Genomic DNA, 25,982 nt, shown 5'->3' with positions numbered 1-25,982 from the left:
CGACCTGACGACATGACCGACCACTCGAGGTACTCGCCGCCGCAGCAGCCCGGGCCCCCCGGGCCGAATCAGCCTGCGGCGCCGGGGTATTCACCCCAGCCGAGGACAGCCGGTTATCAGCAGCCCTATGACTGGCGCTATGCCACCCAACCGCACCAGCAGCAATACCGGCAATCGTACGACCCGTATCAGGCTGCGCGCCAAGGGAATCCGCCGACGACGGTCGGCTACGCACCGATGCCGCCGCGCCCTCGCTCGCGCGCAGGCGCGTTGGTGGCGGGCGCGCTGGCGATCGCCGTCGTTTCGGCAGGAATCGGTGGCGGTGTGGCGCTGCTCGCACATCCGGACCATCAGGCGGTGGGCTCCGGACTCGGGGGTTCGCCCATCGGGGGAGCCAACGTGCCCGCGGCGAACGTGCCGGTCGGATCGGTAGAGCAGGTGGCGGCCAAGGTGGTACCCAGCGTCGTCAAGCTCGAGACCGAGTTCGGGCGCCAGTCCGAGGAGGGGTCGGGCATCATCCTGTCCTCCGACGGGCTCATCCTGACCAACAACCACGTCGTCGCCGCGGCCAAGGGTGGCGGGCCGGCGCCCGCCCCGGCGGCGCCGTCCATCCCTGGCCTGCCGGGAATCCCCCTCGCGCCGGGTGGCCCGGGCGCTCCGCCGTCCGGCGGCCCCAGCGCCGGTGCGGGCGGGGCACCGACGACCACGGTGACCTTCGCCGACGGTCGCACCGCACCCTTCACCGTGGTGGGTACCGACCCGGCCAGTGACATCGCCGTGGTTCGGGCTCAGGGAGTGTCCGGCCTGACGCCCATCAGTCTGGGTTCGTCGGCCAACCTGCGGGTCGGCCAGGACGTGGTGGCGGTCGGTTCGCCGCTCGGCCTCGAGGGCACCGTCACCACCGGCATCGTCAGCGCACTGAACCGCCCGGTCGCCACCGGCGGCGACACCAACAACCAGAACACGGTGCTCGACGCCATCCAGACCGACGCCGCGATCAACCCGGGTAACTCGGGTGGTGCGCTGGTGAACATGAGCGGCGAGCTCGTGGGAGTGAACTCCGCGATCGCGACGATGGGCGGCGATTCCCCTGACGCCCAGAGCGGTTCGATCGGCCTGGGCTTCGCGATCCCGGTCGACCAGGCCAAACGGATCGCCGACGAGCTGATCAGCACCGGCACCGCCACCCACGCGTCGCTGGGTGTCCAGGTCAGCAATGACACCACGACACATGGAGCGAAGATCGTCGATGTCACCAAGGGTGGCGCTGCCGCGGCCGCCGGCCTGCCCAACGGCGTCGTGGTCACCAAGGTCGACGACCGGGTGATCGGCAGCGCCGACGCGCTGGTGGCCGCGGTCCGGTCACGGGCGCCCGGCGATCAGGTGACGCTGACGTTCAAGGACCCGTCGGGTGCGGATCGCACCGTGCAGGTCACGCTCGGAAAGGCCGCCCAATGATCCGGGTGGTGGGTGAACATCCCATGACAGCCAGTGGTGCGGCTGCCGGGCTGTCGCAGGGCAGATATACGGTGACATCCATGGAACAGCCAGGGGAGCTGGTGGGGCGCGCGCTCGTCGTCGTCGTCGACGACCGCACGGCCCACGGCGATGAGGAGGACCACAGCGGACCGTTGGTCACCGAGCTGCTCGCCGAGGCGGGTTTCGTGGTGGACGGCGTTGTGGCGGTCTCTGCCGACGAAGTCGAGATCCGGAACGCGCTGAACACAGCAGTGATCGGTGGTGTCGACCTCGTGGTGTCGGTGGGCGGTACGGGTGTGACTCCGCGCGACGTGACGCCGGAAGCCACCAGGACGATCCTCGACCGTGAACTGCTGGGTATCTCGGAGGCGTTGCGCGCCTCCGGGCTGTCCGCGGGAATCACCGACGCGGGGTTGTCCCGCGGTCTGGCCGGGATCTCCGGCAGCACGTTGGTCGTCAACATCGCCGGCTCGCGGTACGCGGTTCGTGACGGTATGGCGACGCTGAACCCGCTGGCGACCCATGTCATCGGCGAGCTGTCCAGCCTCGAGATCTAAGCAAGCTTCACCCGGCGCGCCCGCGAGCGATTATTACCGCGGCGTAACGTCAATTATCGGCATCACTACCGGGGTCGGAGGCGTTGTGTTAACACCCTGTGAACTGCACAAATATCAAGATTGTGATCTTTATCACAATCTGTGGTTCCTGTGATGGGCAGTCCGCGCGAGAACCGGATCGCAGTTAACAAGATTTTCGGTTCCGAGTTGCCCCAGGAGTCCTCCGACGAGCGCGATCCGGAGCCAAATCGCGACCGCGACGACCGGGACGAGTGGTTGCGGGACAACGTCCCGCCCCACCACGGCGGATGATCAGCAGGTGGTGATCGGCAGGTCCGGGTATGCCGCGACGTTGGCCGGCGGATCCGGACAGATGACCGAAGCGCCCGGTTCGCGCCCGTTTCCGCTCGACGGAATCAGTTCCCGGTTAACTGGAGCTATCTTTCCAGCAAACTTCCCCGCGCAAATACCGGTTTGACGCCCCGGCATCGCTATGCGTTGCCGCCCCGATGTCATCCCGTTATGTTCCTCGTGTCAACGATGAGCAGAGCGTAAGAGCGGTGTGTGAGGGACTCTCATTGAACTGCTGTGCGCCGTGGGCGGTGTCAGCATGTGTTGACCCGAGCACGAAAACACACTCGGTTAGCCCTCGGGTCAGCCGTCGACATAGCTAGGGAGAACATGAAGGTAATCGGTCGGGTACTGGTGGCGATGATCGCTGCCGTCGCGGCGTTGTTCGTCGGGACAGGTACCTCGCACGCAGGTTTGGATAATGAGCTGAGTCTGGTCGACGGCGGTGGCCGGACGATGACGGTGCAGCAGTGGGACACCTTCCTCAACGGTGTGTTCCCGTTGGACCGCAACCGGCTGACTCGGGAGTGGTTCCACTCCGGCAAGGCTGTCTACAGCGTGGTCGGCCCGGGTGCCGATGAGTTCGCGGGCACCTTGGAGCTGGGCTATCAGGTGGGCTTCCCGTGGTCGCTGGGTGTGGGCATCAACTTCAGCTACACCACCCCCAACATCCTGCTCGACGACGCCAACATCTCCCCGACGGGCTTCAACCCGCTGGGTTCGGTGATCACCCCGAACCTGTTCCCGGGTGTGTCGATCTCCGCCGACCTGGGCAACGGTCCCGGTATCCAGGAAGTCGCCACGTTCTCCGTCGACGTCTCGGGCCCCAACGGCTCGGTCGCGGTGGCCAACGCCCACGGCACCGTCACCGGTGCTGCCGGCGGTGTGCTGCTGCGCCCCTTCGCCCGCCTGATCTCCAAGGCCGGTGACAGCGTCACCACCTACGGCGAACCCTGGAACATGAACTAACTCCTTGGCACGTCAACACAATGGCCCCCGGCTCACGCCGGGGGCCATTTGTGTTTCGCGCGTGGTCAGTCTTTGTCGGCGCTCGTCATCGCAGCGGTGTCGGGGCTCGGGCCGGTGCCCGGGCCGGTGGTCTTCTTCGGTGCGCCCTCCGCATCGGCCAGCAGGTCCCGAATCTCGGTCAGCAGGCTCAACTCGGTGTCGCCGGCCTGCTCGATCTCGCCCTTCTTCCGAAGCCTGTTGTAGGGCACGACGACGAAGAAATACACGACTGCCGCCACCAGGACGAAGTTGATCAACGCCGACAGCAGGATGTTCAGGTCGATGGCCTGCCCTCCGCCGATCCCGATGCGCAGTAGGCCGTAACTCGTGTCCTTGCCCGCACCGATCCGGCTGATCAGTGGCTGGATGATGCTTTCGGTGAACTTGGTGACCAGCGCGGTGAACGCGGTGCCGATCACCACCGCGACCGACAGGTCGACGATGTTGCCGCGGGAGAGAAACTCCTTGAATCCCTTCAGCATGGTATTGCCCCTTTCGCTCTGTCCCGAGATCTCGAAGGGTAGTACTGCCAGGCAGCGGACACGGAGTGCTGTTAGCTTGGCTGCAGACGTTGTGGGAGGGGAAAACCATGTGGATGCGCGCATTGGCGGTCGCGACGTCGTTCGGTGCGCTCGCCGTGGCCGGCGGCATCGCTGCCGGGGCGCCGAGTCCCGCCCCGGCGCCCGGCCCGGTGAGCAGCTCGTCGTCTGACGAGATCGCCGACATGGTGATGGACGCGATCCAGCAGACGCCGCCGCCCACCACCCCGCCGCCGGCACCGCCCGCCGGTTAGCTCAGTGGATCGTCAGCGTGACGGTCTGCACCAGCGTCGCCGCCGCCAAGGCGTGCGCGCCCGCCGCGGGCAACGCCACCAACACGACCCGGTCATCGCCCGCTCCTGCCGCCTTCTGCTTGGGCGACACCAGCACGACGACGGCGTTGGTGGCCGCGAGCGTCGGCTTCGTGTCGCCGCCCGCGTCCGCGGCGCCCATGACGTCGACGACGTCGCCGGGCCGGATCATGTCGAGTACCGCCGCGTCGGCGAGGTGCAGCGGCACCACCCGGGCGTCAGGTCCGGCGCTGAGCCCGGTCAACCGTGAGCCGAGCACCCTGACGTCGGTGAGCACTTCTCCGCGTCGCGTCGGTCCGGCCAGCGTCGCCCCGATCACATCGTCGGCTGTCACCTTTGCACCGTCGGGAATCGTTGCGGCAGAACGCTTCTCCACCGTCACGTCGTCGGCCGACAGGGCCAGCCCCGGGCTGAGGTCATGGGTGGCGACCACCACGTCGGTTCGATGGCGGTCGGGGTCGGGTCGCAGCGCGGCAATGCCCGCGAGAACGACCAGCGCACCGGCGACGACCCGGCGCGCCAGGACGGTGCGGGTGAAGTCGGGCCGGAGCATGTGCCGAATGCGGTTCGGCAGTGTGGGGTTGAGCGACTCGCCCATGGCGCAACCGTAGAGCGCGGGCGGCAATGGTGGTTGCGTGTCGCGCACTGGCCTGTTGACAACCGCCGCTACGGGCGGAGCATTGTTTGCAGGCGGGCGTCTTTTGCTTTCTGGACGCCCTAAGTAACGTTTGCTTGTACTGTATCCAGCTGTAGTTCGGCGCCTGTGCTGGGGAGAGGAGGCGCAGAGGTGAACGCTGATCAGCTTCTCGCGCGCACACTCTTGACGGCTCTCGCGACCGGCGGGGTGGAACCGTTCTTTCAACCGATCGTGTCCTTGGACGACGGGCATGTACTCGGCTTCGAAGTCCTCGCCCGCTGGAATGATCCGGAACAGGGTTTCATCGCCCCCGACCGGTTCATTCCGATCGCGGACCGGTTCGGCTTGCTCGATCGCCTGCTGGATCAGCTGATGCGCACGGCATTTTCGGCCGCCGAGGACTGGCCGCACCACCTGTTCCTCGGCTTCAACGTGTCGCCGACCCAGCTGCGCAACCCCGAGCTGGCGACCAGGATCGCCAAAGCTGCGATGGATTCGTCATTCCCGTTGAGCCGCGTGCACATCGAAGTCACCGAGTCGGGCTTCATCGACGATCTGACTCAGCCGCGACGCACGCTCGACCGGCTGATCAACCTCGGTTGCATGATCGCCATGGACGATTTCGGCACCGGCTACTCAAGCCTGACGTGGCTCAGCACGCTGCCGTTCTCCAAGCTGAAGATCGATGCCAGCTTCGTGATGGCGATGGAGGAGCACCGGCAGAGCCGCAAGATCGTGCACGCGGTGGTGAGTCTGGGCCACAGTCTGGGCCTGGCTGTGGTGGCGGAAGGGGTCGAGACTCCCGCTCAGGCCGAGCTGTTGCGGACCATGGGGTGCAAGCTGGCGCAAGGCTATCTCTTCGGACGACCGATGCCGGCACAGCAGGTGCCGGATGCGTTGGTAAAGCTGACTTCCGCAACGGCCGTCGAGGGTCTGTTGGTGCCGATGTCCCTGGAATTGCGCGCCCACCGGCTCTCCGAGAGTTACGCCCCCGACGCCGCTGTCGCGTTCATGGACCCGGCAGGCACCGTCGTCGCGTCGAGCACCGCCTTCGACACGACGTTGGATTCCAACGGGGGAGAGGTGGCCGGACGTCACATCTGGGACCTGATCGGTGTCACCCCGGACACCATGGCAGAGCTGCGCGCCTCCGATCTGCTCGACGAGCCGTTCCCGGCATTCGACGAGAAGGCGGCCGACGGCTCGGTCGAGCAGGTTCATATCCGCCCGGTCAAGGACGAGAGCAGTGAATTGGTCGGCTATTCGGTGGAATTCGGAGACAACCCGAATCCGGCGGGCATGGCCTCCTGAGCGCGGGAAAGCCTTGCGCTCCAATTGAACTCGGTGTACTAGCTCGATGCTGCGGCGGCCGGCGCGGAGGATGTCGACGAACTCGACGAACTGGACGAACTCGACGAATCGCTGGAGCTCGACGATTTCTCCGAGCTTGACGACGAGGGCGACTCCGACTTGCTGCTGCTCTTGCCTGCTTCACGGCTGTCGGTGCGGTAGAAGCCGCTGCCCTTGAACACCACGCCCACCGAGTTGAACAGCTTGCGCAGCCGACCTGAGCACTCGGGGCAAGTGGTCAGCGCGTCATCACTGAACGCCTGCACCGCGTCGAAGCGGTTGTCGCACTCGGTACACGCGTAGCTGTAGGTCGGCACATGAACCTCCGGAACGAGACTTGATCTGTTAGCACTCTACCGTGCCAAGTGCTAGAACCGCCAAGCGGCACGTATCATTCCCCACGCCGCGCAGGGGGAACGGCGCGACGAAATGGGAAAAAGCCCTTCGAGGGGGCGCGTCCGGGTGCAAGGTATGCCGAGCGGCCTCACTCTGTGTTGGCCAGCGCGCACAGGCCGTGTTTGGGGGTGAGGACATGGGTCATCCGGATGTCATGAGGTTCGCTGGGCAGTTCGTCGACAAGCTCCGAGTCTCGGACCACCGCGACCAGTTTGGCGCTGGGTTGGCGCAACGGCAGCGAGCGATCGTAGAAGCCGCCGCCGCGACCCAGCCGCACCCCTCGACGGTCCACCGCCAGCGCCGGCACGAGGACGAGGTCGGCGTCTCCCAAGGCCGAGCTCGCCATCACCGGCCCGGCAGGCTCGAGCAGCCCGTATCGCGCGGCGACCAGCTCGCCGGGGACGTAGACACTCCAGAGCAGGGCCACCGGTTCACCGTCGGCTCCGGTGCGCGTCACCGGCAGCAGCACCCGGGCGCACACGTCGTGCAGCCGGTCCACCACCTGCAGCGAACCCGGCTCGGTGCCCACCGGCAGGTAGGCGCACACGGTGTCATCCGGAGCCACGAACTCGTCGAGGTGCGCACAGAGCGCCAGCGCCTCTGCCGCCCGCACCTCGTGAGGCACTGTCCGGCGCGCCGCCAACAGGGCAGCCCGGTGTTGGGCTTTAGTACCGGCGAGCACGCCGTCCACCTTGTCAGCGCGCAACTGCATTGCGCCATAGTGAAGGACCAACATGTTGCCGTTAGGGTGTGAACGATGAGGCCGCCAGAGGTCCCGATTCCGCGCACAGCGATCGTTCCCGCGGCCGGCTTGGGAACGCGATTCCTGCCCGCAACCAAGACTGTGCCCAAGGAATTGCTGCCGGTGGTCGACACGCCGGGTATCGAGCTCGTCGCAGAGGAAGCCGCGGAGGCGGGAGCCGAGCGGCTGGTGATCGTCACCTCCGAAGGCAAAGACAGCGTGGTCGCCCACTTCGTCGAGGATCTGGTGCTGGAAGGCACGTTGGAGGCCCGCGGCAAGAAGGCGATGCTCGAGAAGGTGCGCCGGGCTCCGGCGCTGATCAAGGTCGAGTCCGTGGTGCAGCACCAGCCGCTGGGTCTGGGCCACGCCGTCGGCTGTGTGGAACCGGTGCTGTCGCCGGACGAGGACGCGGTCTCGGTTCTGCTGCCTGACGACCTGGTGCTGCCGACCGGTGTGCTCGAGACCATGGCGAAGGTGCGGGCCAAGCGGGGCGGCACGGTGCTGTGCGCCATCGAGGTGTCCGAGGACGAGGTCAGCGCGTACGGCGTGTTCGATGTCGAGCCGGTCCCCGATGCGGCGAATCCGAATGTGCTCAAAGTCAAAGGCATGGTGGAAAAGCCCAAAGCGGAGGACGCGCCCTCGCTGTTCGCCGCCGCCGGCCGGTACATCTTGGATCGGGCGATCTTCGACGCGCTGCGTCGTGTCGACCGGGGTGTCGGCGGCGAGATCCAGCTGACCGACGCCATCGAGTTGTTGATCAAGGAGGGGCACCCGGTCCACGTGGTGGTGCACCGCGGCTCTCGACACGACTTGGGAAATCCCGGCGGCTACCTGAAGGCTGCGGTTGACTTTGCGTTGGATCGTGACGACTATGGCCCGGATTTGCGGCGATGGTTGACGGCACGCCTGGGCCTGACCGATAAGACCGAACAGTAGGAGCTGCGGCGGGTCCGCGCGACCGGAGCTCGAGGCAGAAAGGCGCGCGGTGCGTTCGGTAGAAGAACAGCAGGCCAGAGTGGCGGCCGCGGCGGTGGCACCACGCCCGGTTCGCGTGCCGATCGCCGAGTCCCAGGGCCTGATGTGCGCCGAGGAAGTGATCACCGAATATCCCCTGCCCGGTTTCGACCAGGCCGCCATCGACGGCTATGCGGTCCGCAGCGTGGATGTCCAGGGTCTCGGCGGCGATTCCGACGATGAGCAGGGTGGCGAGATCAGCCTGCCGGTGATGGGTGTCATCGAGGCCGGCGCGCGGACCCCCAGCCGGCTGCAGCCCAAGCAGGCCGCCCGGGTGCAGACCGGTGCGCCGATGCCGACATTGGCCGACGCGGTGCTGCCATTGCGCTGGACCGACGGCGGTCAGGCGCGGGTGCGAGTGCTGCGCGGGGTTCGGTCGGGTGCCTATGTCCGGCGGGCCGGTGACGACGTGCAGCCCGGCGACGTCGCGGTGCGTGCCGGTGCGACGATCGGCGCCGCGCAGGTGGGATTGCTTGCCGCGGTCGGCCGCGAGCGTGTGCTGGTGCATCCGCGTCCCCGGGTGACCGTGATGAGTGTGGGCGGCGAGCTGGTCGACATTTCCCGGACGCCCGGCAATGGCCAGGTGTACGACGTCAACTCGTATGCCATCGCCGCCGCGGCGCGCGATGCCGGCGCCGAGGTGAATCGGGTGGGCATCGTCAGCACCGAGCCGAAGGCGCTGCGCGAGGCCGTCGAGGGTCAGCTCAACCGTGCCGAGCTGGTGGTGATCGCCGGTGCGGTCGGCGGGGCTGCGGCCGAAGGTGTGCGAGCCGTCCTGTCGAAGCTCGGCGAGATGGAAGTCACCAGGATCGCCATGCATCCCGGATCGGTTCAGGGCTTCGGGCAGCTCGGCCGCGAACGGGTCCCGACGTTCCTGTTGCCGGCGAACCCGGTCAGCGCACTGGTCGTTTTCGAAGTCATGGTTCGCCCGCTGATCCGGCTCTCACTGGGTAAGCGCCAGTCACTTCGGCGTGTCGTACAGGCCCGGGCGTTGTCGCCGATTTCGTCGGTGCCAGGGCGCAAGGGTTTCCTGCGTGGACAGCTGATGCGCGACCAGGACACCGGCGAGTATCTGGTGCAGGCGCTCGGCGGCGCCCCGGGAGCGTCGTCGCATCTGTTGGCGACGCTGGCCGAGGCCAACTGCTTGGTCGTGGTGCCCACCGAGCTCGATCAGGTCCGGACCGGCGAGGTCGTCGACGTCGCCTTCCTGGCTCAACGCGGCTGACCCGCGGAGCAGAAGTGAATTTGTGGCGCAACAGTTCCCTGCACCCGGGCTGGCCTGCTTCCGTAGGTCCGCTGCGGGTCGGCGCCGGGGTCATCCGGTTGCGCCCGGTGCGGATGCGCGACGCGGCGATGTGGAGCCGCATCCGCTTGGCCGACCGTCGCTACCTCGAGCCGTGGGAACCGACTGCTGAGATGGATTGGGCTGTGCGGCATGCAGTTTCGTCCTGGCCGCCGGTGTGCTCGGGTCTTCGGGGCGAGGCGCGCAAGGGCCGGATGCTGCCGTACGTGATCGAACTCGACGGGCAGTTGAGCGGTCAGCTCACGATCGGCAATGTGACGCACGGGGCGTTGCGCTCAGCCTGGATCGGCTATTGGGTGTCCAGCGCCGTCACCGGCGCGGGGGTGGCCACGGGTGCGCTCGCGCTGGGGCTCGACCACTGTTTCGGGCCGGTCGGTCTGCATCGGGTGGAGGCGACGGTGCGCCCGGAGAATGCGGCGAGTCGCGCGGTGCTGGCCAAGGTCGGCTTTCGCGAGGAGGGCCTGCTGCAGCGGTACCTCGACGTCGACGGAGCGTGGCGCGACCACTTGCTGGTGGGGATGACGGTGGAAGAGGTCGAGGGCTCCGTGGTGGGTCGGCTGGTGCACCGCGGGCTGGCGCACTGGGCATGATTGCCGAGGCGACTTGTTACTAATGTGACATTTGTGGCTGTTGGTGCTTGTCAAGGGCAAATTACAAGTGTGTAATTGACTCCGGCGCGCCGTCCCGGGTTGCCAAGGTCACGGACCTAGCCTGGACGCGAAAGGAGCAGGCCACCATGCCAAGCATCCCCCAATCATTGCTCTGGATCTCGCTTGTGGTGCTGTGGTTGTTCGTGTTGGTCCCGATGCTCATCAGCAAGCGTGACAACGTCCGCCGGATCAGTGACGTCGCGCTTGCCACCCGAGTGCTCAACGGCGGTGCGAAGTCGCGCCGGTTCAAGCGCAGCGGCCCCTCGGCCGGTCATCGGCACGACCCGGACTGGCAGCCCGAAGGGGACCAGTTCGACGAGCTGGACTCCGACGCGGAGGCGACGCCGTCGCGAACCCGCACAGTCGTCGTGGTGGCTGCGGTCACCGAGGAGGCCGAGTCGGATTACCTGGACGTCGACGTGGTCGACGAGGACTCCGGCGCGTTGCCCGTCGGCGGCACCGCGCGCAGCGCCCAGGTCCAGCCGAGCCTGTTCGACGAAGCACCGGCGCCGGTGGTCGCCGAACCCGTGGCGGAGGTCGAGGAGACCAGCGACGAGACCCCGGACGAGCACGCCGACACCGTGCCGGCGAGCGACGACACCGATCAGTTCCAGGCGGTCACTGAGGATCAGCCGCAGGACGGCACCGACGACGAATACGAATACGTCGAGGACACTTCGGGTCTGGAGGCCGAGGACGAGCCTGCGACGACCGTGACGCCCCGGGCGAGCCGGCCGCGTCGTTCGGAGTCGACGACGGCCGCGGCGGTCAGCGCGCGCAAGTACCGCTTCCGCAAGCGGATGCTGGTGGCGATGGCCGCGATCATGGTCATCACTGCAACGCTGTCGTTCACCGTCAGCTCCGACCTGTGGTGGGTCACCGGCGCGGCCGGTGCCGTGACGGTGCTGTACCTGGGCTACCTGCGTCGTCAGACCAGGATCGAGGAGCAGGTGCGCCGGCGTCGCCAGCAGCGGATGGCGCGCTCGCGGCTCGGGGTCGAGAACACCGAGGACCGTGAATTCGATGTCGTGCCGTCCCGGCTGCGTCGTCCCGGTGCCGCGGTACTGGACATCGACGACGAGGACCCGATCTTCGAGCACCTCGACGAGGTCGCGTTCGCCCGGCACTTCGACCTGCCGCGGGCGGCCGGCCAGTAGGTCGCCGGTTTCAACTAGGCGGGCTGCGACTGGTAGCCTGCTAGCGACCAAGGGGCTATAGCGCAGTTGGTAGCGCGTCTCGTTCGCATCGAGAAGGTCAGGGGTTCGATTCCCCTTAGCTCCACAGAGTTTGAGCAGTTCAGGGCGTTGGTACGGGCGGAATCTGCCCGGCGACAGCTGGTTCCGACGCCGAAGTCCACCAAATCTCGCGGGCATGCCGATGGTGCCCGTAGCCTGTTTGGGCTGGAGTGGATGCTGGCGACAGAGTCTCGGGTGAGGTTCCGCGGTGGATGCCGGAGGGATGTGTCATGTCGGACACCGATGCGTTCGGTGACCACGATCGACTGCGGCAGCTCATCGACAAATTGCCGGCCATGGTGGCGTACTGGGACGGCGATCTCCGAAACGTGGTCGCCAACGAGGCCCACCGGCAATTCTTCGGCAAGGCGCCCGCCGAGATCCGCGGCATGCACATCACCGAGCTGCTGGTAGGCGACCTCGGTGAGGCGAGCATGCCGTACGTCTACGCCGCGATAGCGGGCGAGGATCAGATCTTCGAGAAAACTCTGACCGACCACAACGGCGTCGTTCGTCATGTGCAGGCGTCGTACCTGCCCGACGTGGTCGACGGGCAGGTACGTGGGTTGTATGTGCAGGTGGCTGATGTCACAGCGCGGGTCGAGGCTGAGCGGGCCCGCGACGACGCTCAGCGGCTGTTCGAGATCAGCATGGACAATGCGCCGTTCGGGAAGGCCGTGTTCACTACCGACGGACAGGCGCTCTACATCAACTCGGCCCTGCGCGAGCTGCTGGGGATCCGGCCGAACGACGAAGCGGTGATTCACTACTACGACGGCGTCCACCCCGACGATGTCGCTGTGGCGGAACAGGATTGGCGCGAGTTGCTGTCCGGCTCGGTGGATCGGATCGCCACCGAGGTTCGTTACGTCCGCAGCGACGGCGCCGTCATCTGGGTTCATCGCGCCGCGGTGGTGGCGCCCGGCGCACACGGCGGCGCCGACGTCGTGATCACCCAGCTTCAGGACGTCACCGCCCGCAAGGACGCCGAAGCCGAACTAGCCCATCGCGCTGTGACCGACCCGCTCACCGGCCTGCACAACCGGCACTCGCTCGTCGCTCGGATCGCCGAGCACCGCACCGCTCGCCCCGGTGACTGCGTGGCCGCCTTGTTCATCGACCTCGATGGGTTCAAGAAAGTCAACGATGCGCACGGCCACGCCGCAGGCGATGCCGTTCTGGAAGCGGCCGCGGGGCGGCTTGCCGGAGCGGTGGCATCACCCAATGCGGTCTACCGTCTCGGCGGCGACGAGTTCGTCGTCCTGGCCGTCGACGACGTCAGCACGTCCGCCGTCGAGCAACTGGCGCAGGACGTGTGGGCTGCGGTCAGCGGCGTGTATCCCGTGGATGGCAGCGAGGTGACACTCACAGCATCAGTGGGGTGGGCATCCAGCCCGACAGCGGACGCCGCCGAACTCATCCGCGAGGCCGATATCGACATGTACCGGCACAAAGCACGGCGGCAGCAGGGTGATCAACGCCTCAGCTCAACCGAAATTGTCGCGCGCGACGGCGAGTAGGCTGCGGGTTAGGAAACCGCGACCCGAGGAGGATGCCACGTCCGCCGATCGGCCCAATCTGGGCCAACTCATCATGTACTCGTACGGGTTCCGACGGCTGCCCGATTCCATGCGGGAATGGGTCGCGAACGATCTCGCGGGACCCGGCGCCGTCAAGCGGTTCATGCTGAAAGCGGCGATCCCGCCGTTCTTCCTTCTGGCGCCGTTCTGGCTGCTGCCCGTGGAGAACAACTCGGTGTACGTTCACGCCGAGATGACGGTGCCGCTCTATCTGTGGACGCTGGCGATTTCACTTGCGCTGAACAAGGTTTGGCGGCGTCATCGGCTCGCCGTGCACGGTTTGGACCCGAATCTGGTGGACGTGGTCAAGCGTCAGAAGAACGCCCGCGTCGAAGAGGATTACATCGCCCGATTCGGCCCGCGCCCTCAGGAAGCCGAGCACCAGAAGAACAGCAACCCGTTCTTCTGATCAGTCGGCGACGTTGAACGCCGTGATCACCTTCGTCGGGGTCACCCGCACGACCAGCTCACCCGGCACGCCGTTGCGCCTACCGAATTCCTCGGCGCGCTCAGCTCCCATGTAGCGGGCCGCGATGCGGGTCGCCAGCTCGAGCAGCTCATCGGGATCCTCGCTGAGCGATGCGGTGCCCTGAACCTGGACGAATGAGAACGGCGGATCCTGGTCGTCGACGCAGATCGCGACCCGTGGGTCGCGGCTCAGCGCATGCCCTTTGGCTGTCGTCTTGCCGGTGTTGAAAACGAGTTGGCCACCGTCGACGATGAACCATACCGGCGCGACGAGCGGCCTGCCGTCCGCCGCGACATACGCGAGTTTTGCCGTGCGGGTGCCCTCGGAGAGGAACGCGGCCGCTTCATCGGAGAGTTCGTCCATACCGTCGAGGCTAGGCGCATGACCCGCGAGGCGTTTCGACCCCGGCCGGCGGTGGCAATACTCGAGTGGCGCGTCGTCGGGTTTGGCAGGCAAGGTTGAAGCAAGACAAAGTCAGGAGTCTCATGTCGCAGACGGTGGAGTCCACATCTGATGGGCTGCCCGACGATGGACCGCCCGACGAGGGTGAAACCGGCAATGCGCCTGCCGAGATCACCTACGACGAGCATCTGCACCCCGCCCGACCTCGCACGTTGCGGTTCCGTCCTCGTGTGCGAAATCCGTTCGTGCGCAGATCGATTGCGCAGGACGGCTCGCCGACGGCGGACAACCAGGCCTACGTGTCGTGGCTTTTGTCACAATCGATGCTCGCCGACGCCAACGAGATCAGCCAGCAATTCTCCGGCCAGGGTTCGATGTGGCAGAACCCGTATGCCACGCCCAGCCCGCGCAGTGCGGTCGACGCCGCGTCGGTGTGGTTCACCGCGTATCCGCTGTCGCTCATCACCCGGCCCGAAGAGTCATTCCTCAAGGCCATGGCCGATGAGGCGATGTGGAAGGCCTTCGCAGAGATCGGTATCGAGGGAATCCACACCGGCCCCGTCAAACGTGCCGGTGGCATCGCCGGCTGGCAACTGACCCCCAGCGTGGACGGCCACTTCGACCGGATCAGCACCCAGATCGACCCGGCGTTCGGCACCGAAGACGAGTTCCGCCAGATGTGCGGCACCGCGAACTGGTACGGCGGCACCATTCTCGACGACATCGTGCCCGGGCACACCGGCAAGGGCGCCGATTTTCGGCTGGCGGAGATGAAATACGCCGACTACCCCGGCATTTACCACATGATCGACATCGATCCGCTGGACTGGGAGCACCTGCCCGACGTTCCGCACGGCCGGGACTCGGTCAACGTCGACGCCGCGACCGAGGAATGGCTGGACAAGGCCGGCTACATCATCGGGCGGTTGCAACGCGTGATCTTCTACGCCGAGGGCATCAAGGAGACCAACTGGAGTGTGACCCGCCCCGTCGTCGGCATCGACGGTATCGAGCGGCGGTGGGTGTATCTGCACTACTTCAAGGAGGGGCAGCCCTCGATCAACTGGCTCGACCCGTCCTTCGCCGGGATGCGCCTGGTGATCGGCGACGCACTGCACTCACTGACCGATCTGGGGTCGGGCGGATTGCGCCTCGACGCCAACGGCTTCCTCGGCGCCGAGAAGACGTCCGGGGAAGACGGTGTGGGATGGTCGGAAGGTCACCCGCTTTCGCAGGCAGCCAACCAGTTCATCGGAAGCATGGTGCGCAAGCTCGGCGGGTTCACCTTCCAGGAACTGAACCTGACGATCGATGACATCAAGGAGACCAGCGGCACCGGCGCCGACCTGTCCTACGACTTCGTCAACCGGCCCGCCTATCACCACGCCCTGGCGACCGCCGACACCGAGTTTCTGCGCCTGACGCTGCGCACAGCCATCGAACTGGGCGTCGACCCGGCATCACTGGTGCACGCACTGCAGAACCACGATGAGCTGACCTACGAACTGGTGCATTGGTCGAACGGTCACAAGGACGACATCTACACCTACAAAGGCCAGGAGATCACCGGAGAGACCCTCGGCGAACGTGTTCGCGCCGATCTCACCGACGCGCTCACCGGACCGGCCGCGCCGTACAACCGCGTCTTCACGACGAACGGAATCGCCTGCACCACAGCGACAGTGATCGCCGCAACGCTGGGATACCGCGACCTCGACGACATCGACGACGACATCGACCGCATTCGCCGGGCACACCTGCTGCTGGCGATGTTCAACGCACTTCAGCCAGGGGTGTTCGCGCTGTCCGGCTGGGACCTGTGCGGCATGCTCACGTTGCCGTCGGCCGAGGTCGCCGATCTGCTGCACGGCGGCGACACGCGCTGGATCCACCGCGCCGCACACGACCTGATGGGCGTCAACCCGGCAGCGACGAAGTCGAACGCGGGGATGCCGCGTGGCCGAAGCCTGTACGGGTCGATTCCCGAACAGCTCGCCGACGACACCAGCTTCCTGCGTCAACTTCAGGCGATACTGCGGGTGCGGGCGCACTACGGCATTGCGACCAGTCGGCAGGTCGACATTCCCGAGGTGTCGCATCGCGGCATGTTGGTGATGGTGCACCAGCTCGACGCGCCCGAGCAGTATCAGCTGACCGTCCTCAACTTCGCCAACGAGGACATCGCGGGCACTGTCCGATCCAAGACTCTGCCGCCGGGTGCGACCGTGCGCGATATGTTCACCGGAGCGCACATCGCGGTCGTCGACGATCTGCACAGCTTTGCGGTCGAGATGATTCCGCATCACGGCATGGCGCTTCTTGTCGAAGTCGAACCTGCCTACGAGGGCGCGCGAGCCTGAGCGGGCCCGTTCGGCGGGGGATGCGCACTAGACTCCAGCTGCCGGGTGTTGTCTGGGGGAGTCGTCGATGAGTGGATGGCTGGTGAGCAATGTCCCACCGGGGCTGCTCCTCGTCGGTCTGATCGTGGTCATCGCCGGGGGAGCGATGCTGATCGCCAGGGTGATTCGGCGACGGTTCCCCGCGTTGACGCGTGACGAGCACAACGACGTCACCAAATTCACCTACACATTCATCGGCTTCATCTACGCCTTCCTGATCGGGTTCATGTCGTCGTCGATGTGGGGTCAGATCAGCGCCGCCGACGCGAACGCGCGCGCCGAAGGTGCGGCTGCCATCGAAATGGCAAGGGATCTAGTCGCTTTCGACAAGTCCGACGCTGATCGTCTGCGGCGCAGCCTGCTCGATTACGAGAAGTCCGCGATCGCGGAGTGGGAACGAGGCCCAGGTACTCGCTCACCCGGGACCGACGATGCGCTGGCGCAGTTGATGTCGGCCTACCGGCAGGTCACCGCGACGACCGACAGCCAGAAGACCGTTCTTTCAACGTCATACGCCAACCTCGACAAGATGAGCCAGGCCCGCACCGTCCGCCTGCTCACGGCCCGCGAAGACACCGGGCCGCCGTGGCCGCTGTGGGCGGTGATCTTCTTGACCAGTGCACTGGTCCTGGGCACCGTCGTGATCTACGGGGTGGACAAGGCTGGGCTGCACTACCCGATGGTGGCCATCGTCGGCCTGATCGTGGCGACCAATCTGTTCCTGCTTGTGGAGGCGTCGCACCCGTACATCGGTGGTATATCGACGACGCCCGACCCGCTCTACGAGGCGGTGTCGGTCATCACCGGCCAACGGTGACGGGACGGTAGGCCGGCGCCACGAACCGCTCCAGGACCCGCCGTTCCTCGCGGATATCGGCGATTGGTGAGTAGGCAAACGAGACGACAACGCGCACAATCCATTGCGCGGCCTGCGGATCGTCATCGGTGATGCCGGTGAGCTCGGCCGCCAGGTGGGCGAGCACCGGCGAGGAATGCAAATCCCTCAGATCCGGTAAATTGCCGGTGCTGAACATCAGGCGCCGCAGCCGATCGGATCGGATCTCGCGGAGCGCCACGGTAATTGCGGTGATCACCCGCTCCGCGCCGGTGAGGCCGTCCACCGACTGCCGAACCGTGTCGATGATGCCAGCCGCCAGGCGCATGAGCACGGCGTCGCGGATCTGACCCTTGCCGCCGGCGTGGCGGTACACCGTGGCCCGTGAGCAGTGGACCCTCGCGGCCAGGGTGTCGATATCCAAGGAATCCAACCCGTCGCGGATGACGAGCTCGGTCGCGGCGGTGTAGATGCGCTCCGCCGCCGCCGCGGCGCGGTCGCCGCCCAACACCCAGTCGTTGCGAGTCATGGCAGCCATCTTCTCAACATTGAGACAACAACCTCGCCGCAATGGGCTGTTCACCCTGCTGAGAGCTCCCGATTGAGACACCGCTACCACCCTGACCGCAAGCTTGGTATCGACTTGCCCGGTCACGATTGACGCGGCGCCTCGCCCCGCTCAGCGTGAAGAGATGACATCGGCCGATACCCGCTTGGGGCTGGCGCTCTTCGAAGACCGGTACATCCAGGATCCGCACCCGCTGTACGCGAGCATGCATCAGACCGGCGACGTCCACCGCATCGGAGACTCGGGTTTCTACGCCGTGAGCAGCTGGGGTGCCGTCAACGAGGCGGTCGCCCGTGTCGGTGACTTCTCCTCGAACCTGACGGCCACGATGATGTACGAGGCTCCTCACACCGTCACCGCGTTCCCGATCGGCGAACTCGGCGGCGAGATGCAGGCTTTGGCGACAGCGGACGAACCTGTGCATTCGATCCACCGGAAACTCCTGTTGCCCCAACTCGCCGCGAAACGCATCCGAGCCGCCGAACCGTTCATCGTCGACACCGAAAGGGCGGTGTGGCAGACGAGTGCCGATGACGACGGCATCGAGTGGATGAGTGCGATGGCCAATCGGCTGCCGATGATGATCGTCGGCCGGATCATCGGAGTGCCCGACAGCGACATCGACAGGATCATCCAGTGGGGATATGCGGCCACCCAGGTGGTCGAAGGTTTGGTGACGCCGGTCCAGATGGAATCCGCCGGCGTCGCCGTGATGGAGCTCAGCGGATACATCGCCGACCAATTCGGACGGGCGGCGACTGAGCCTCGTGACAACCTGTTGGGTGATCTGGCCTCGGCATGTGCCGCCGGTGACCTCAGCGACATTGCGGCGCTCGCGATGATGATCACACTGTTCAGCGCCGGAGGAGAATCGACCGCGTCGCTGATCGGTTCTGCCGCTTACCTTCTCGCAACCCTGCCCGATGTGCAGCATCGACTGCGCGAGAGGCCGGACCTACTCGGGGCGTTCCTGGAGGAAGTGCTTCGTTACGAGCCGCCGTTCCGTGGGCACTATCGCCATGTCGTCAACGACACCGAACTGTTCGGCGTCGAACTCGGGGCGGGTTCGCGGTTGCTGCTGTTGTGGGGAGCTGCCAACCGGGACCCGTCCCACTTCGACGATCCCGCCGAGTTCCGGCTCGATCGACCGGCGGGCAAGGGGCACATCACCTTTGGTAAGGGTGCACACTTCTGTGTCGGGGCGGCCCTTGCTCGGTTGGAGGCTCAGATCGTCATCGGCCGGCTGCTGGAGCGCACCGCGAACGTCGACGCCGCCGAAGTCGGTCGGTGGCTGCCGAGCCTTCTGGTGCGCCGCCTCGAGAGGCTGCAGTTGACCGTCAACTGACCGGAACATCCACGGCCGCATACTGTTCGACGTAGGTCTGCTCGCCTGAGCCGAAGTACGTGCACGTGCGCTGCTCGAGGTCCACAACCCAACGCACTACACCGGCGCGCCACGCCCGCTGGGCGAACTGTGGAAACGTCGTGTGTCCGGCCTGGTCGGCGCGCAGAGCCGCGATCAGCGCGGAGCGGTCGAAGGCCGGCACGTCGGCCATGCCGTCGAGCAGGGCGGGCGACTGAACGACCACGGAGCCGAGTTCGGTGTCGTAATAGCTCTGCATCGACGGTAGCCACCAGGTGTTGGTCCGCACGCCGGCCCGTCGTAGCGTCTCGGCGAGATACGGAAATCCCTGGGTGGCAGGACGGTTGGCCATCGCGCTGCATAGCGCGCTGTTCAGATTCGTTACCGCCGGGCTCGCGGATAGCATGACAACATCGAATCGTAATGACAACATTTTGTCAAATATCGGAGGTGTGATGTCCGACGAGATGGCCGCGCTGGTGGCCGACGTCTACGAGCTCGCGGGTCTGTTGCGGCGTTCGGGGGAGGCGATTGCGGCTCACGAAGGTCAGACCCAGGCCCGCTGGCAGTTCCTCAGCGTCATCTCCGACGAACCCCTGACCGTGCCCCAAGCGGCTCGTCGTCTGGGCGTGACTCGGCAGGCGGTCCAACGGGTCGCGAACGAGCTCGTCGACGATCAGCTTGTCGAACTGGGCTCGAATCCCGATCACCGCACCTCACCGTTGTGCCGGCTGACCGGCGACGGCCGCCGTATCCTCGCTCGCATCAACAAGATCGCCGAGGTGGAGAACAGTCGGGTTGCGCAGACGGTCGGCGTCGACGTGCTCAGGGCCGCGGATCGGGGCGTGCGGAGTGTGACGTCGGCGCTGCGGGGTCAGCGGTGACCGCTGCCGCCGACCTCGGCGGGCAATGGCGGGGGCAACGGCGTCGTCGACGTGGGCGTGGTGCTGGTGGGTACCGACGACGTGGTCGGTGACGTCGACGTGGAGGGTGCAGTCGATGTCGAGGTCGAGGTCGAGGTCGAGGTCGAGGTCGAGGTCGAGGTCGACGTCTGCGGACCGTGGAAGTCCACCCACGATTCCTTGCGGACCACCGTCGTGCCGGAGCTGACCACCAGCGCACTCGAGCTCACCGTGTAGGTGATTCCGTCATTGACCGCGCTGTAGGAGCCGTCGCCGGAGCTGGACGCGGACAGCACCAGCTTGGCGCCGTCGCGGACTCGCACGCCGCGGTACTCGTATCCGCCGGCCGTCGTCTTGCAGATCGCCACCCGGGAGCTGTCCGTGCTGCCGAAGAGCATCGTGGCGCCGGAACAGCGGGCCGTCGAGTCGAGATAGCCGTACGTGTCGAAGTCGGGGGCCGCGGCGGCGTGTGGCAGGGCGGTCATCAGCAGAGCGGCGCATGCCGCGGCCGCCGCTGCGCCTGCGGCGCGGATCGCAGAAGAAGACATCGACTTCCACGACACCATGCGCGCGCCGGGCGGGCGACCGACGATGCCGACTCTCCATGCGATCGTTAGTTCGCCGAGACCCCGCACGTCGCTTGTAGACAGATTTCCGATTGTGTACTGTGACCGGGCGCACAATCGATAGGGTCTGAGCGCGTATCACTGTCGGGGATCAGATGGAGTTCGGGATGCGAAATCACGCGGGCGTTCGGCACCGAGCATTGAAAGTGCTGGCGACGATGGTCTCGGCCGTCGCCTTCCTCGTGATGTCGGTGCTGCCCGCATGGGCCGCCGACTCGATCACCCTGACCTGGGTGCGGCACGGCGAGTCTTACGGCAACATCGCCGGAGCCGGGATCGACACCAAGGTGCCCGGACCGCAGCTCACCGATCTCGGCGAACAGCAGGCCGAAGCCATCGCCCAGCAGCTCAAAGACGGCGGATACGACAGCATCTACGTCTCCGACATGATCCGCACCCACCAGACGGCAGCCCCGCTAGCGACGGAAACCGGTCTCACGCCCATCCAGGAGGGTGGCTTCCGGGAGATCAGCGCAGGCATCTTCGAGGGATCACCGATCGACAGCGGGCTCGGCCGCATCGGCTACTTCCTGATCCCGGTGGGCTGGACCCTCGGGCTGCGCAGCCTGCCCATCCCGCTCGGCGAGACCGGCAACGGCTTCGAGTCCCGGGTCAATGGTGCCATCGCCTCGGTGATCGCCAATGGTGACACCAAACCGGTGATCTTCTCGCACGGCGCGACGATCATGGTCTGGACGATGATGAACGTCGACAATCCCGACGTCATGCTCATGCTCACCCATCCGCTGGGCAACACCGCTGTGGTGGTCGTGACCGGCAATCCGGATGACGGCTGGACGCTGCAAAGCTGGGATGGTGTTGCCGTCAGCCAGAATCCGTCGCTCGCAGGCAAGTTGTTCGTCAATGCCCGCAGCCTGATCGTGGCGCCGCAGACCGCGGTCTACGACGTCGTCCAGGCTGTCAAGACCGGCGATATCAGCACGGTGGCGGCCGCCGTGCGTGACGGCGTCACCCTCGTCGCCAAGGCCGGCGTCGACTTCGTCACGAACTCGGTCACCGATATCGCGCAGGCGATCCGCGGCGCGCTGCCCGGCTCGGCGGCTCCGGTCGCCAGTACCCTTGCCGCCACGGTGAAGTCGCCCGTCGCGGCGGCGGTCATGGCGGAGCCGGGCAAGGTCAACACCGGATCCAGCCGCAAGGCCTCCGCGAAGGCCGATGCGGCCGGTCCGGGGGCGAGCAGTGGCAAGGCGGACGGGGGAGCCAGGAAGGGCACCGGCTCCAGTCGGAGAGTCGCCCACAAAGCGGCTGCCTGACAAAGGGTTTGGTTTCGCTCAGCGGCGATACTGCGACTCGAGCACCAGGTCGGGCACCAGTTTCTGGTACTCCATGTGAGTGCGGTGTTCTACCGTAGTCCAGCCGTCGCCCTCGTGGTCGTGCATGAAGGCACGGTACTTCGGGGAGCCGGGGAAGCCGACATTGTCGGCGACGACGACGGCCCCGCTGCGTAGCCAGCCCCGCTCGACGATGCTGAGCAAGTCCGACAGGTAAGCGTTCTTGTCGTGGTCGATGAACAGGAAATCGACTGTGCCTGAGTCGAATCCGTGCTCGTCATGCAGCGCGTCGAGCGTGCGCCCGCCATCGCCGACTGTCCCGACCACGCAGGTGACGCGGTCCGCCACACCCGCGTGCGCCCAGATCCGCCGGGCCACTGCGGCATTCGCCGATGCGAGCTCGACCGAGTACACCCGCGCCGACGGCGCTGCCCGCGCGATCCGCAACGCGCCATACCCGCAGTAGGTGCCCAATTCGAGCGCTAGTCCTGGATCGGCGCGGCGCACCGCGGCATCGAGTAGCGCGCCCTTTTCGTCGCCGATGTTGACCAGAAATGACTTGGCGTAGGCGTACTCGTCGATGGTGGCCAGCACGCTGTCGATATCGCCGCGACGGGCGTTGGCCTCGACGTAGTCGGCCGCCGCGGCCTCCCGGCCGTCGCCGATCTGGCCCGTCCTGTTGAAGTTCCGGATCCCGATGCCGGTGCGCAGCACCGACCATCGCAGCAACGGCAAATGCTGGCGAAGATTCATGGACTCACGCTACGTTGTGCTCGCGGGTGCCAGTGACGGGCTTGCGAGAGGTGTGTGTGCGGGCAATAGTGTCGTCAGCCGTCGCCCGGAAAGGCGGCGGCCGGGCAGTCCTGGCCGTGAGCTACGGCATCGTTTGTCATGCGCTGTTCGTCCTGGCCGTCGGTTCGATGGTCGTCGCAATGTACTTCGGGATGAGCCGCTCGTTCGGCAGGGTGGCTGCCCCGTGGAGTTGGGTCGCCAACGCGGCGCTTCTCCTTCAGTTCCCGCTCATCCACTCCATGCTGCTCACCGGCCGGGGCCGGGCCCTCCTGGCCAAGCTGGCGCCGCGCGGCACCGGCGCCACCCTTGCGCCGACGACCTATGTCATCGCGGGCTCGCTTCAGCTGATCGCGCTGTTCGCGTTGTGGACGCCCAGCGGAACGATCTGGTGGCAGGCGCAGGGCGCGGCGCTGACCGCCGTCGTCGCGCTCTATGCGGTCGCCTGGGTCCTGCTGGGGAAGTCGATGTTCGACGCCGGCCTGTCACTGCAGACCGGCAGCCTCGGCTGGGTCGCCCTTCTGCGCGACCGCAAGCCGGTCTTCCCGAAGATGCCGACGACCGGTCTGTTCCGGCTCACCCGGCAGCCGATCTACGTCGCGTTCGCGCTCACGGTCTGGACGGTGCCGACCTGGACTCCCGATCAGTTGGTTCTCGCCGTGGTGTTCACCACATACTGCCTGGTAGGGCCGCTGTTCAAAGAGGCCCGCTTCCGTCGCGTGTTCGGTGCCGAGTTCGACAACTATGCGCGGGGAGTGCCCTATTGGTTACCGTGGCCCGGTAGGTTGCGAGGCCGTTCGGGGAGGCGTTGTGAACCTCCTGCTGGTCGTGTTCGTATCAGCAGAAGGCAGGGCTGAACCTAAGGACGGACCATTGCTGCGAGCGATTGCCCGGCTAGCTATTGCAGCACCGCGTCAGGTGGTCGCCGTCGCGATCCTCGTCATGGTGGCGATCGGCGTTTTCGGCGTACCGGTCGCCAAGAGCCTCTCTCCCAGCGGCTTCGCCGACCCCAACTCGCAGTCGTCGCGCGCCACGCAGCTGCTCACCGACAAGTTCGACCAGGGCGACGTGCAGTTCCTGGTCGTCGTCACCGCGGCTGACCGCTTCGACAGTCCGGCGGCGCGAGCGGCCGCAACCGGCGTCGTCGACCAGCTGAAACGGTCCGGCCACGTCACCGGCATCTCGTCGGCGTGGACATCGCCACCGCAGGCCGCGGCTGCGCTGGTGAGCCGGGATCAGAAGTCGGGCCTGATCACCGCCGGCATCACCGGAACTGAAGCCAACCAGCAGACCTACGCCAAAGAGTTGTCCGCGCAGGTCAGCCGAGACCGCGAGGGCATCGTGGTGCGGACCGGCGGGGTGGCGATGGTCAATCTGCAGGTGACCGAGCAGTCGCAGCACGACCTGCTCCTCATGGAGTCCATCGCCATTCCGCTGAGCTTCCTGGTGCTGGTCTGGGTGTTCGGCGGCGTGTTCGCCGCCGCGCTGCCGGTGGCCGTGGGGCTGGTGGCGATTCTCGGCGCGCTGGCCGTGCTTCGGGTGACGACGTTCTTCACCGACGTCTCGATCTTCGCGCTGAACCTGACCACCGCCATGGGCCTTGCCCTCGCGATCGACTACACGTTGCTGATGATCAGCCGCTATCGCGACGAATTGGCGCACGGGGCGGCTCGGGAGACCGCGCTGATGCGAACGATGGAGTCGGCGGGCCGCACCGTGCTGTTCTCCGGGACCACCGTCGCGCTGTCGATGGGCGCCATGGTGCTGTTCCCGATGCACTTCCTGAAGTCGTTCGCCTACGCCGGCGTGGCCACCGTCGCGCTCGCCGCGCTGGCCGCCATCGTGATCACACCCGCCGCGATCAGCCTGCTCGGTGATCGGCTCGACTCGCTCGACGCGCGCCGCCTGGTCCGGCGCAGCCTGAGCCGGGCCGAGCCCGTGCAGCGCCCGGTCGAAGAGCAGTTCTGGTATCGCGCAACGAAATTCGTGATGAAGCGGGCGGTGCCGATCGGGTTGGCCGGTGTCGTGGTGCTGGTGATACTCGGCGCGCCCTTCCTGGGTGTGCGGCCGGGATTTCCCGACGATCGGGTGCTGCCCACCTCGGCGTCGGCTCATCAGGTTGGAGACCTGCTGCGTGGTGAGTTCACCAACAACTCCGAGACCGCGATCCCGGTGGTCATCCCGGATGCATCGGGCCTGTCGGACCCCCAGATCGCCCGGTACGCGGCGGACCTGTCGCGGGTCGCGGACGTACCGTCGGTGTCGGCGCCGATGGGATCGTTCGTCCGAGGGAATCTCGTCGGCCCGCCGACCGCCGCGACCGGATCAGCCTCTGGCAGCGCACTTCTCACGGTGGAGAGCACCGCCCCGTTGTTCTCGGACCGCTCCGAGGATCAACTAGCCCGGCTGCACGACGTTCCGACGCCGGGCAACACGACGGTCGAGTTTGCGGGCACGGCGCAGACCAATCGGGACAGCGTGGATGCGATCACCTCGCGGCTGCCCGCCGTACTCGGTCTGATCGCGGCGATCATGCTGGTGCTGCTGTTCCTGCTGACCGGCAGTGTGGTGCTACCGCTGAAGGCGCTGGTGCTCAATGTGCTGTCGCTGACGGCGGCATTCGGCGCGATGGTGTGGATTTTCCAGGACGGCCATCTCGGCGCGCTGGGCACCACCTCCACCGGCACCCTGGTGGCAAACATCCCGGTGCTGCTGTTCTGCATCGCGTTCGGCCTCTCGATGGACTACGAGGTGTTCCTCGTGTCGCGGATCCGGGAGTTCTGGCTGGCATCACCGCAGCGCGGTGCCGCGGACAACGACGAGAGCGTTGCTCTTGGTGTGGCCCACACCGGCCGTGTCATCACCGCCGCGGCGTTGATCATGGCAATCTCTTTCGCCGCGCTGACCGCGGCTCATGTGTCGTTCATGCGGATGTTCGGGCTGGGTCTCGCGTTGGCTGTACTGGCCGACGCCACCCTGGTTCGCCTGGTCCTGGTTCCGGCGTTCATGCACATCATGGGGCGGTGGAACTGGTGGGCGCCCAAGCCGCTGGCCTGGATGCACCAACGGGTGGGCATTCGCGAAGGAGGCCCGGCGAGGCATACTGGGTGACGTGTCGAACATGGGACCGCGGGCAAATATCGGTGAACCGGCGTCGGGCGACGTTCGTGTCAATGACATGCGTC

28 protein-coding genes and 1 tRNA gene are annotated in these 25,982 nt (G+C 66.4%); 20 read left to right on the top strand and 9 right to left on the bottom strand.

Annotated features, from left to right (window positions below):
• The first annotated feature begins 12 nt into the window (after nt 1-12).
• From Y900_RS08085 to Y900_RS08075, 4 genes are all read left to right on the top strand, one after another.
• On the top strand, nt 13-1,458 hold the full coding sequence (locus Y900_RS08085) for a S1C family serine protease (protein WP_036341022.1): 1,446 nt from the start codon (nt 13-15) through the stop codon (nt 1,456-1,458).
• 23 nt (nt 1,459-1,481) lie between these two features.
• A complete protein-coding gene (locus Y900_RS08080) occupies nt 1,482-2,036 on the top strand; it encodes a MogA/MoaB family molybdenum cofactor biosynthesis protein (protein ID WP_036346175.1) in 555 nt (184 codons plus the stop codon).
• Nucleotides 2,037-2,189: 153 nt separating this feature from the next.
• The gene (locus Y900_RS32695; RefSeq protein WP_192827485.1) at nt 2,190-2,348 is read left to right on the top strand and encodes a hypothetical protein; all 159 of its coding nucleotides are present in this window, start codon (nt 2,190-2,192) and stop codon (nt 2,346-2,348) included.
• 369 nt (nt 2,349-2,717) lie between these two features.
• Entirely contained in the window at nt 2,718-3,356 is a 639-nt protein-coding gene (locus Y900_RS08075; RefSeq protein WP_036341019.1) for a porin MspA, read from the top strand.
• A gap of 65 nt (nt 3,357-3,421) precedes the next feature.
• On the opposite strand, the gene mscL is transcribed toward Y900_RS08075, so the two are convergent.
• A complete protein-coding gene (gene mscL / locus Y900_RS08070; protein WP_036341016.1) occupies nt 3,422-3,877 on the bottom strand; it encodes a large-conductance mechanosensitive channel protein MscL in 456 nt (151 codons plus the stop codon).
• A 107-nt stretch (nt 3,878-3,984) separates the two neighbouring features.
• On the opposite strand from mscL, the gene Y900_RS08065 reads away from it, so the two are divergent.
• Complete coding sequence (locus Y900_RS08065) at nt 3,985-4,188, top strand: hypothetical protein (protein ID WP_036341013.1); 204 nt, start codon at nt 3,985-3,987, stop codon at nt 4,186-4,188.
• 1 nt (nt 4,189) lies between these two features.
• Here Y900_RS08065 and Y900_RS08060 read toward each other — a convergent pair whose 3' ends face one another.
• Nucleotides 4,190-4,843 carry an SAF domain-containing protein gene (locus Y900_RS08060; protein WP_036341010.1) on the bottom strand — a complete coding sequence of 218 codons (654 nt, stop codon included), beginning with the start codon at nt 4,841-4,843 and terminating at the stop codon, nt 4,190-4,192.
• 189 nt (nt 4,844-5,032) lie between these two features.
• On the opposite strand from Y900_RS08060, the gene Y900_RS08055 reads away from it, so the two are divergent.
• Entirely contained in the window at nt 5,033-6,193 is a 1,161-nt protein-coding gene (locus Y900_RS08055; RefSeq protein ID WP_051659957.1) for an EAL domain-containing protein, read from the top strand.
• Nucleotides 6,194-6,231: 38 nt separating this feature from the next.
• Here Y900_RS08055 and Y900_RS08050 read toward each other — a convergent pair whose 3' ends face one another.
• Together Y900_RS08050 and Y900_RS08045 are read right to left on the bottom strand one after the other, a co-directional pair.
• Complete coding sequence (locus Y900_RS08050; RefSeq protein ID WP_036341007.1) at nt 6,232-6,549, bottom strand: FmdB family zinc ribbon protein; 318 nt, start codon at nt 6,547-6,549, stop codon at nt 6,232-6,234.
• Nucleotides 6,550-6,716: 167 nt separating this feature from the next.
• Nucleotides 6,717-7,340, bottom strand: coding sequence for a 5-formyltetrahydrofolate cyclo-ligase (locus tag Y900_RS08045; RefSeq protein ID WP_237752528.1), 624 nt, complete (start codon nt 7,338-7,340; stop codon nt 6,717-6,719).
• A 45-nt stretch (nt 7,341-7,385) separates the two neighbouring features.
• Between Y900_RS08045 and Y900_RS08040 the strand changes: the two genes are divergently transcribed.
• The 7 genes from Y900_RS08040 (at nt 7,386) to Y900_RS08010 (ending at nt 13,561) form a co-directional block, all read left to right on the top strand.
• A complete protein-coding gene (locus Y900_RS08040) occupies nt 7,386-8,306 on the top strand; it encodes a UTP--glucose-1-phosphate uridylyltransferase (protein WP_036341004.1) in 921 nt (306 codons plus the stop codon).
• Between the two features lie 49 nt (nt 8,307-8,355).
• Nucleotides 8,356-9,609 carry a molybdotransferase-like divisome protein Glp gene (glp, locus tag Y900_RS08035; protein ID WP_036341001.1) on the top strand — a complete coding sequence of 418 codons (1,254 nt, stop codon included), beginning with the start codon at nt 8,356-8,358 and terminating at the stop codon, nt 9,607-9,609.
• 14 nt (nt 9,610-9,623) lie between these two features.
• Complete coding sequence (locus Y900_RS08030; protein ID WP_036340998.1) at nt 9,624-10,277, top strand: GNAT family N-acetyltransferase; 654 nt, start codon at nt 9,624-9,626, stop codon at nt 10,275-10,277.
• A gap of 146 nt (nt 10,278-10,423) precedes the next feature.
• Nucleotides 10,424-11,494: a divisome protein SepX/GlpR gene (gene sepX / locus Y900_RS08025; protein ID WP_036340996.1), complete on the top strand. Its 1,071-nt coding sequence runs from the start codon at nt 10,424-10,426 to the stop codon at nt 11,492-11,494.
• Between the two features lie 51 nt (nt 11,495-11,545).
• Nucleotides 11,546-11,618, top strand: a tRNA-Ala gene (locus Y900_RS08020).
• A gap of 184 nt (nt 11,619-11,802) precedes the next feature.
• A complete protein-coding gene (locus tag Y900_RS08015) occupies nt 11,803-13,092 on the top strand; it encodes a sensor domain-containing diguanylate cyclase (protein WP_036340993.1) in 1,290 nt (429 codons plus the stop codon).
• 1 nt (nt 13,093) lies between these two features.
• Nucleotides 13,094-13,561 (top strand): DUF5313 domain-containing protein, encoded by a 468-nt coding sequence (locus Y900_RS08010; RefSeq protein ID WP_272945566.1) that lies wholly within the window; start codon nt 13,094-13,096, stop codon nt 13,559-13,561.
• Here Y900_RS08010 and Y900_RS08005 read toward each other — a convergent pair whose 3' ends face one another.
• Entirely contained in the window at nt 13,562-13,984 is a 423-nt protein-coding gene (locus Y900_RS08005) for a PPOX class F420-dependent oxidoreductase (RefSeq protein WP_036340990.1), read from the bottom strand.
• A 122-nt stretch (nt 13,985-14,106) separates the two neighbouring features.
• Between Y900_RS08005 and treS the strand changes: the two genes are divergently transcribed.
• Complete coding sequence (treS, locus tag Y900_RS08000) at nt 14,107-16,383, top strand: maltose alpha-D-glucosyltransferase (RefSeq protein ID WP_036340988.1); 2,277 nt, start codon at nt 14,107-14,109, stop codon at nt 16,381-16,383.
• 67 nt (nt 16,384-16,450) lie between these two features.
• Nucleotides 16,451-17,239, top strand: a complete 789-nt coding sequence (locus tag Y900_RS07995) for a bestrophin-like domain (RefSeq protein ID WP_036340985.1) — start codon at nt 16,451-16,453, stop codon at nt 17,237-17,239.
• Here Y900_RS07995 and Y900_RS07990 read toward each other — a convergent pair.
• Complete coding sequence (locus Y900_RS07990; RefSeq protein WP_036340983.1) at nt 17,223-17,786, bottom strand: TetR/AcrR family transcriptional regulator; 564 nt, start codon at nt 17,784-17,786, stop codon at nt 17,223-17,225. The two genes, Y900_RS07995 and Y900_RS07990, sit on opposite strands and share 17 nt — an antisense overlap.
• Nucleotides 17,787-17,949: 163 nt before the next feature.
• Between Y900_RS07990 and Y900_RS07985 the strand changes: the two genes are divergently transcribed.
• A complete protein-coding gene (locus Y900_RS07985) occupies nt 17,950-19,170 on the top strand; it encodes a cytochrome P450 (RefSeq protein WP_036340981.1) in 1,221 nt (406 codons plus the stop codon).
• Here the strand turns inward: Y900_RS07985 and Y900_RS07980 are convergent.
• Nucleotides 19,163-19,540: a DUF1398 domain-containing protein gene (locus Y900_RS07980; protein WP_237752527.1), complete on the bottom strand. Its 378-nt coding sequence runs from the start codon at nt 19,538-19,540 to the stop codon at nt 19,163-19,165. The genes Y900_RS07985 and Y900_RS07980 overlap by 8 nt on opposite strands.
• Before the next feature lie 103 nt (nt 19,541-19,643).
• On the opposite strand from Y900_RS07980, the gene Y900_RS07975 reads away from it, so the two are divergent.
• The gene (locus Y900_RS07975) at nt 19,644-20,072 is read left to right on the top strand and encodes a MarR family winged helix-turn-helix transcriptional regulator (RefSeq protein ID WP_036346167.1); all 429 of its coding nucleotides are present in this window, start codon (nt 19,644-19,646) and stop codon (nt 20,070-20,072) included.
• Here the strand turns inward: Y900_RS07975 and Y900_RS32335 are convergent.
• Entirely contained in the window at nt 20,063-20,638 is a 576-nt protein-coding gene (locus Y900_RS32335; RefSeq protein WP_036346166.1) for a hypothetical protein, read from the bottom strand. The two genes, Y900_RS07975 and Y900_RS32335, sit on opposite strands and share 10 nt — an antisense overlap.
• A gap of 185 nt (nt 20,639-20,823) precedes the next feature.
• Here Y900_RS32335 and Y900_RS07965 point away from each other — a divergent pair, with 185 nt between their 5' ends.
• Nucleotides 20,824-21,990 carry a histidine phosphatase family protein gene (locus Y900_RS07965; protein WP_157838239.1) on the top strand — a complete coding sequence of 389 codons (1,167 nt, stop codon included), beginning with the start codon at nt 20,824-20,826 and terminating at the stop codon, nt 21,988-21,990.
• A gap of 18 nt (nt 21,991-22,008) precedes the next feature.
• Here the strand turns inward: Y900_RS07965 and Y900_RS07960 are convergent, their stop codons facing one another.
• A complete protein-coding gene (locus tag Y900_RS07960; RefSeq protein ID WP_036340977.1) occupies nt 22,009-22,761 on the bottom strand; it encodes an O-methyltransferase in 753 nt (250 codons plus the stop codon).
• Between the two features lie 56 nt (nt 22,762-22,817).
• Here Y900_RS07960 and Y900_RS07955 point away from each other — a divergent pair, with 56 nt between their 5' ends.
• Together Y900_RS07955 and Y900_RS07950 are read left to right on the top strand one after the other, a co-directional pair.
• Nucleotides 22,818-23,654 (top strand): methyltransferase family protein, encoded by an 837-nt coding sequence (locus Y900_RS07955; RefSeq protein ID WP_051659954.1) that lies wholly within the window; start codon nt 22,818-22,820, stop codon nt 23,652-23,654.
• Between the two features lie 16 nt (nt 23,655-23,670).
• A complete protein-coding gene (locus Y900_RS07950) occupies nt 23,671-25,908 on the top strand; it encodes an MMPL family transporter (RefSeq protein ID WP_036340974.1) in 2,238 nt (745 codons plus the stop codon).
• The last annotated feature ends 74 nt before the right edge of the window (nt 25,909-25,982 follow it).

This window comes from Mycolicibacterium aromaticivorans JS19b1 = JCM 16368 (genome assembly GCF_000559085.1).
Lineage (GTDB): Bacteria > Actinomycetota > Actinomycetes > Mycobacteriales > Mycobacteriaceae > Mycobacterium > Mycobacterium aromaticivorans.
The sequence above is the reverse complement of the archived record's forward strand: the minus strand, read 5'-3'. Positions and strand labels throughout refer to the sequence as shown.

Coding starts and splice junctions, on each gene's coding strand:
- Y900_RS08085 (WP_036341022.1), top strand. CDS start 13: ATGACCGACCACTCGAGGTACTCGCCGCCGCAGCAGCCCGGGCCCCCC.
- Y900_RS08080 (WP_036346175.1), top strand. CDS start 1,482: ATGACAGCCAGTGGTGCGGCTGCCGGGCTGTCGCAGGGCAGATATACG.
- Y900_RS32695 (WP_192827485.1), top strand. CDS start 2,190: ATGGGCAGTCCGCGCGAGAACCGGATCGCAGTTAACAAGATTTTCGGT.
- Y900_RS08075 (WP_036341019.1), top strand. CDS start 2,718: ATGAAGGTAATCGGTCGGGTACTGGTGGCGATGATCGCTGCCGTCGCG.
- mscL (WP_036341016.1), bottom strand. CDS start 3,877: ATGCTGAAGGGATTCAAGGAGTTTCTCTCCCGCGGCAACATCGTCGAC.
- Y900_RS08065 (WP_036341013.1), top strand. CDS start 3,985: ATGTGGATGCGCGCATTGGCGGTCGCGACGTCGTTCGGTGCGCTCGCC.
- Y900_RS08060 (WP_036341010.1), bottom strand. CDS start 4,843: ATGGGCGAGTCGCTCAACCCCACACTGCCGAACCGCATTCGGCACATG.
- Y900_RS08045 (WP_237752528.1), bottom strand. CDS start 7,340: ATGCAGTTGCGCGCTGACAAGGTGGACGGCGTGCTCGCCGGTACTAAA.
- Y900_RS08040 (WP_036341004.1), top strand. CDS start 7,386: ATGAGGCCGCCAGAGGTCCCGATTCCGCGCACAGCGATCGTTCCCGCG.
- sepX (WP_036340996.1), top strand. CDS start 10,424: ATGCCAAGCATCCCCCAATCATTGCTCTGGATCTCGCTTGTGGTGCTG.
- Y900_RS08015 (WP_036340993.1), top strand. CDS start 11,803: ATGTCGGACACCGATGCGTTCGGTGACCACGATCGACTGCGGCAGCTC.
- Y900_RS08005 (WP_036340990.1), bottom strand. CDS start 13,984: ATGGACGAACTCTCCGATGAAGCGGCCGCGTTCCTCTCCGAGGGCACC.
- treS (WP_036340988.1), top strand. CDS start 14,107: ATGTCGCAGACGGTGGAGTCCACATCTGATGGGCTGCCCGACGATGGA.
- Y900_RS07995 (WP_036340985.1), top strand. CDS start 16,451: ATGAGTGGATGGCTGGTGAGCAATGTCCCACCGGGGCTGCTCCTCGTC.
- Y900_RS07990 (WP_036340983.1), bottom strand. CDS start 17,786: ATGACTCGCAACGACTGGGTGTTGGGCGGCGACCGCGCCGCGGCGGCG.
- Y900_RS07985 (WP_036340981.1), top strand. CDS start 17,950: ATGACATCGGCCGATACCCGCTTGGGGCTGGCGCTCTTCGAAGACCGG.
- Y900_RS07980 (WP_237752527.1), bottom strand. CDS start 19,540: ATGGCCAACCGTCCTGCCACCCAGGGATTTCCGTATCTCGCCGAGACG.
- Y900_RS07975 (WP_036346167.1), top strand. CDS start 19,644: ATGTCCGACGAGATGGCCGCGCTGGTGGCCGACGTCTACGAGCTCGCG.
- Y900_RS32335 (WP_036346166.1), bottom strand. CDS start 20,638: ATGTCTTCTTCTGCGATCCGCGCCGCAGGCGCAGCGGCGGCCGCGGCA.
- Y900_RS07965 (WP_157838239.1), top strand. CDS start 20,824: ATGCGAAATCACGCGGGCGTTCGGCACCGAGCATTGAAAGTGCTGGCG.
- Y900_RS07960 (WP_036340977.1), bottom strand. CDS start 22,761: ATGAATCTTCGCCAGCATTTGCCGTTGCTGCGATGGTCGGTGCTGCGC.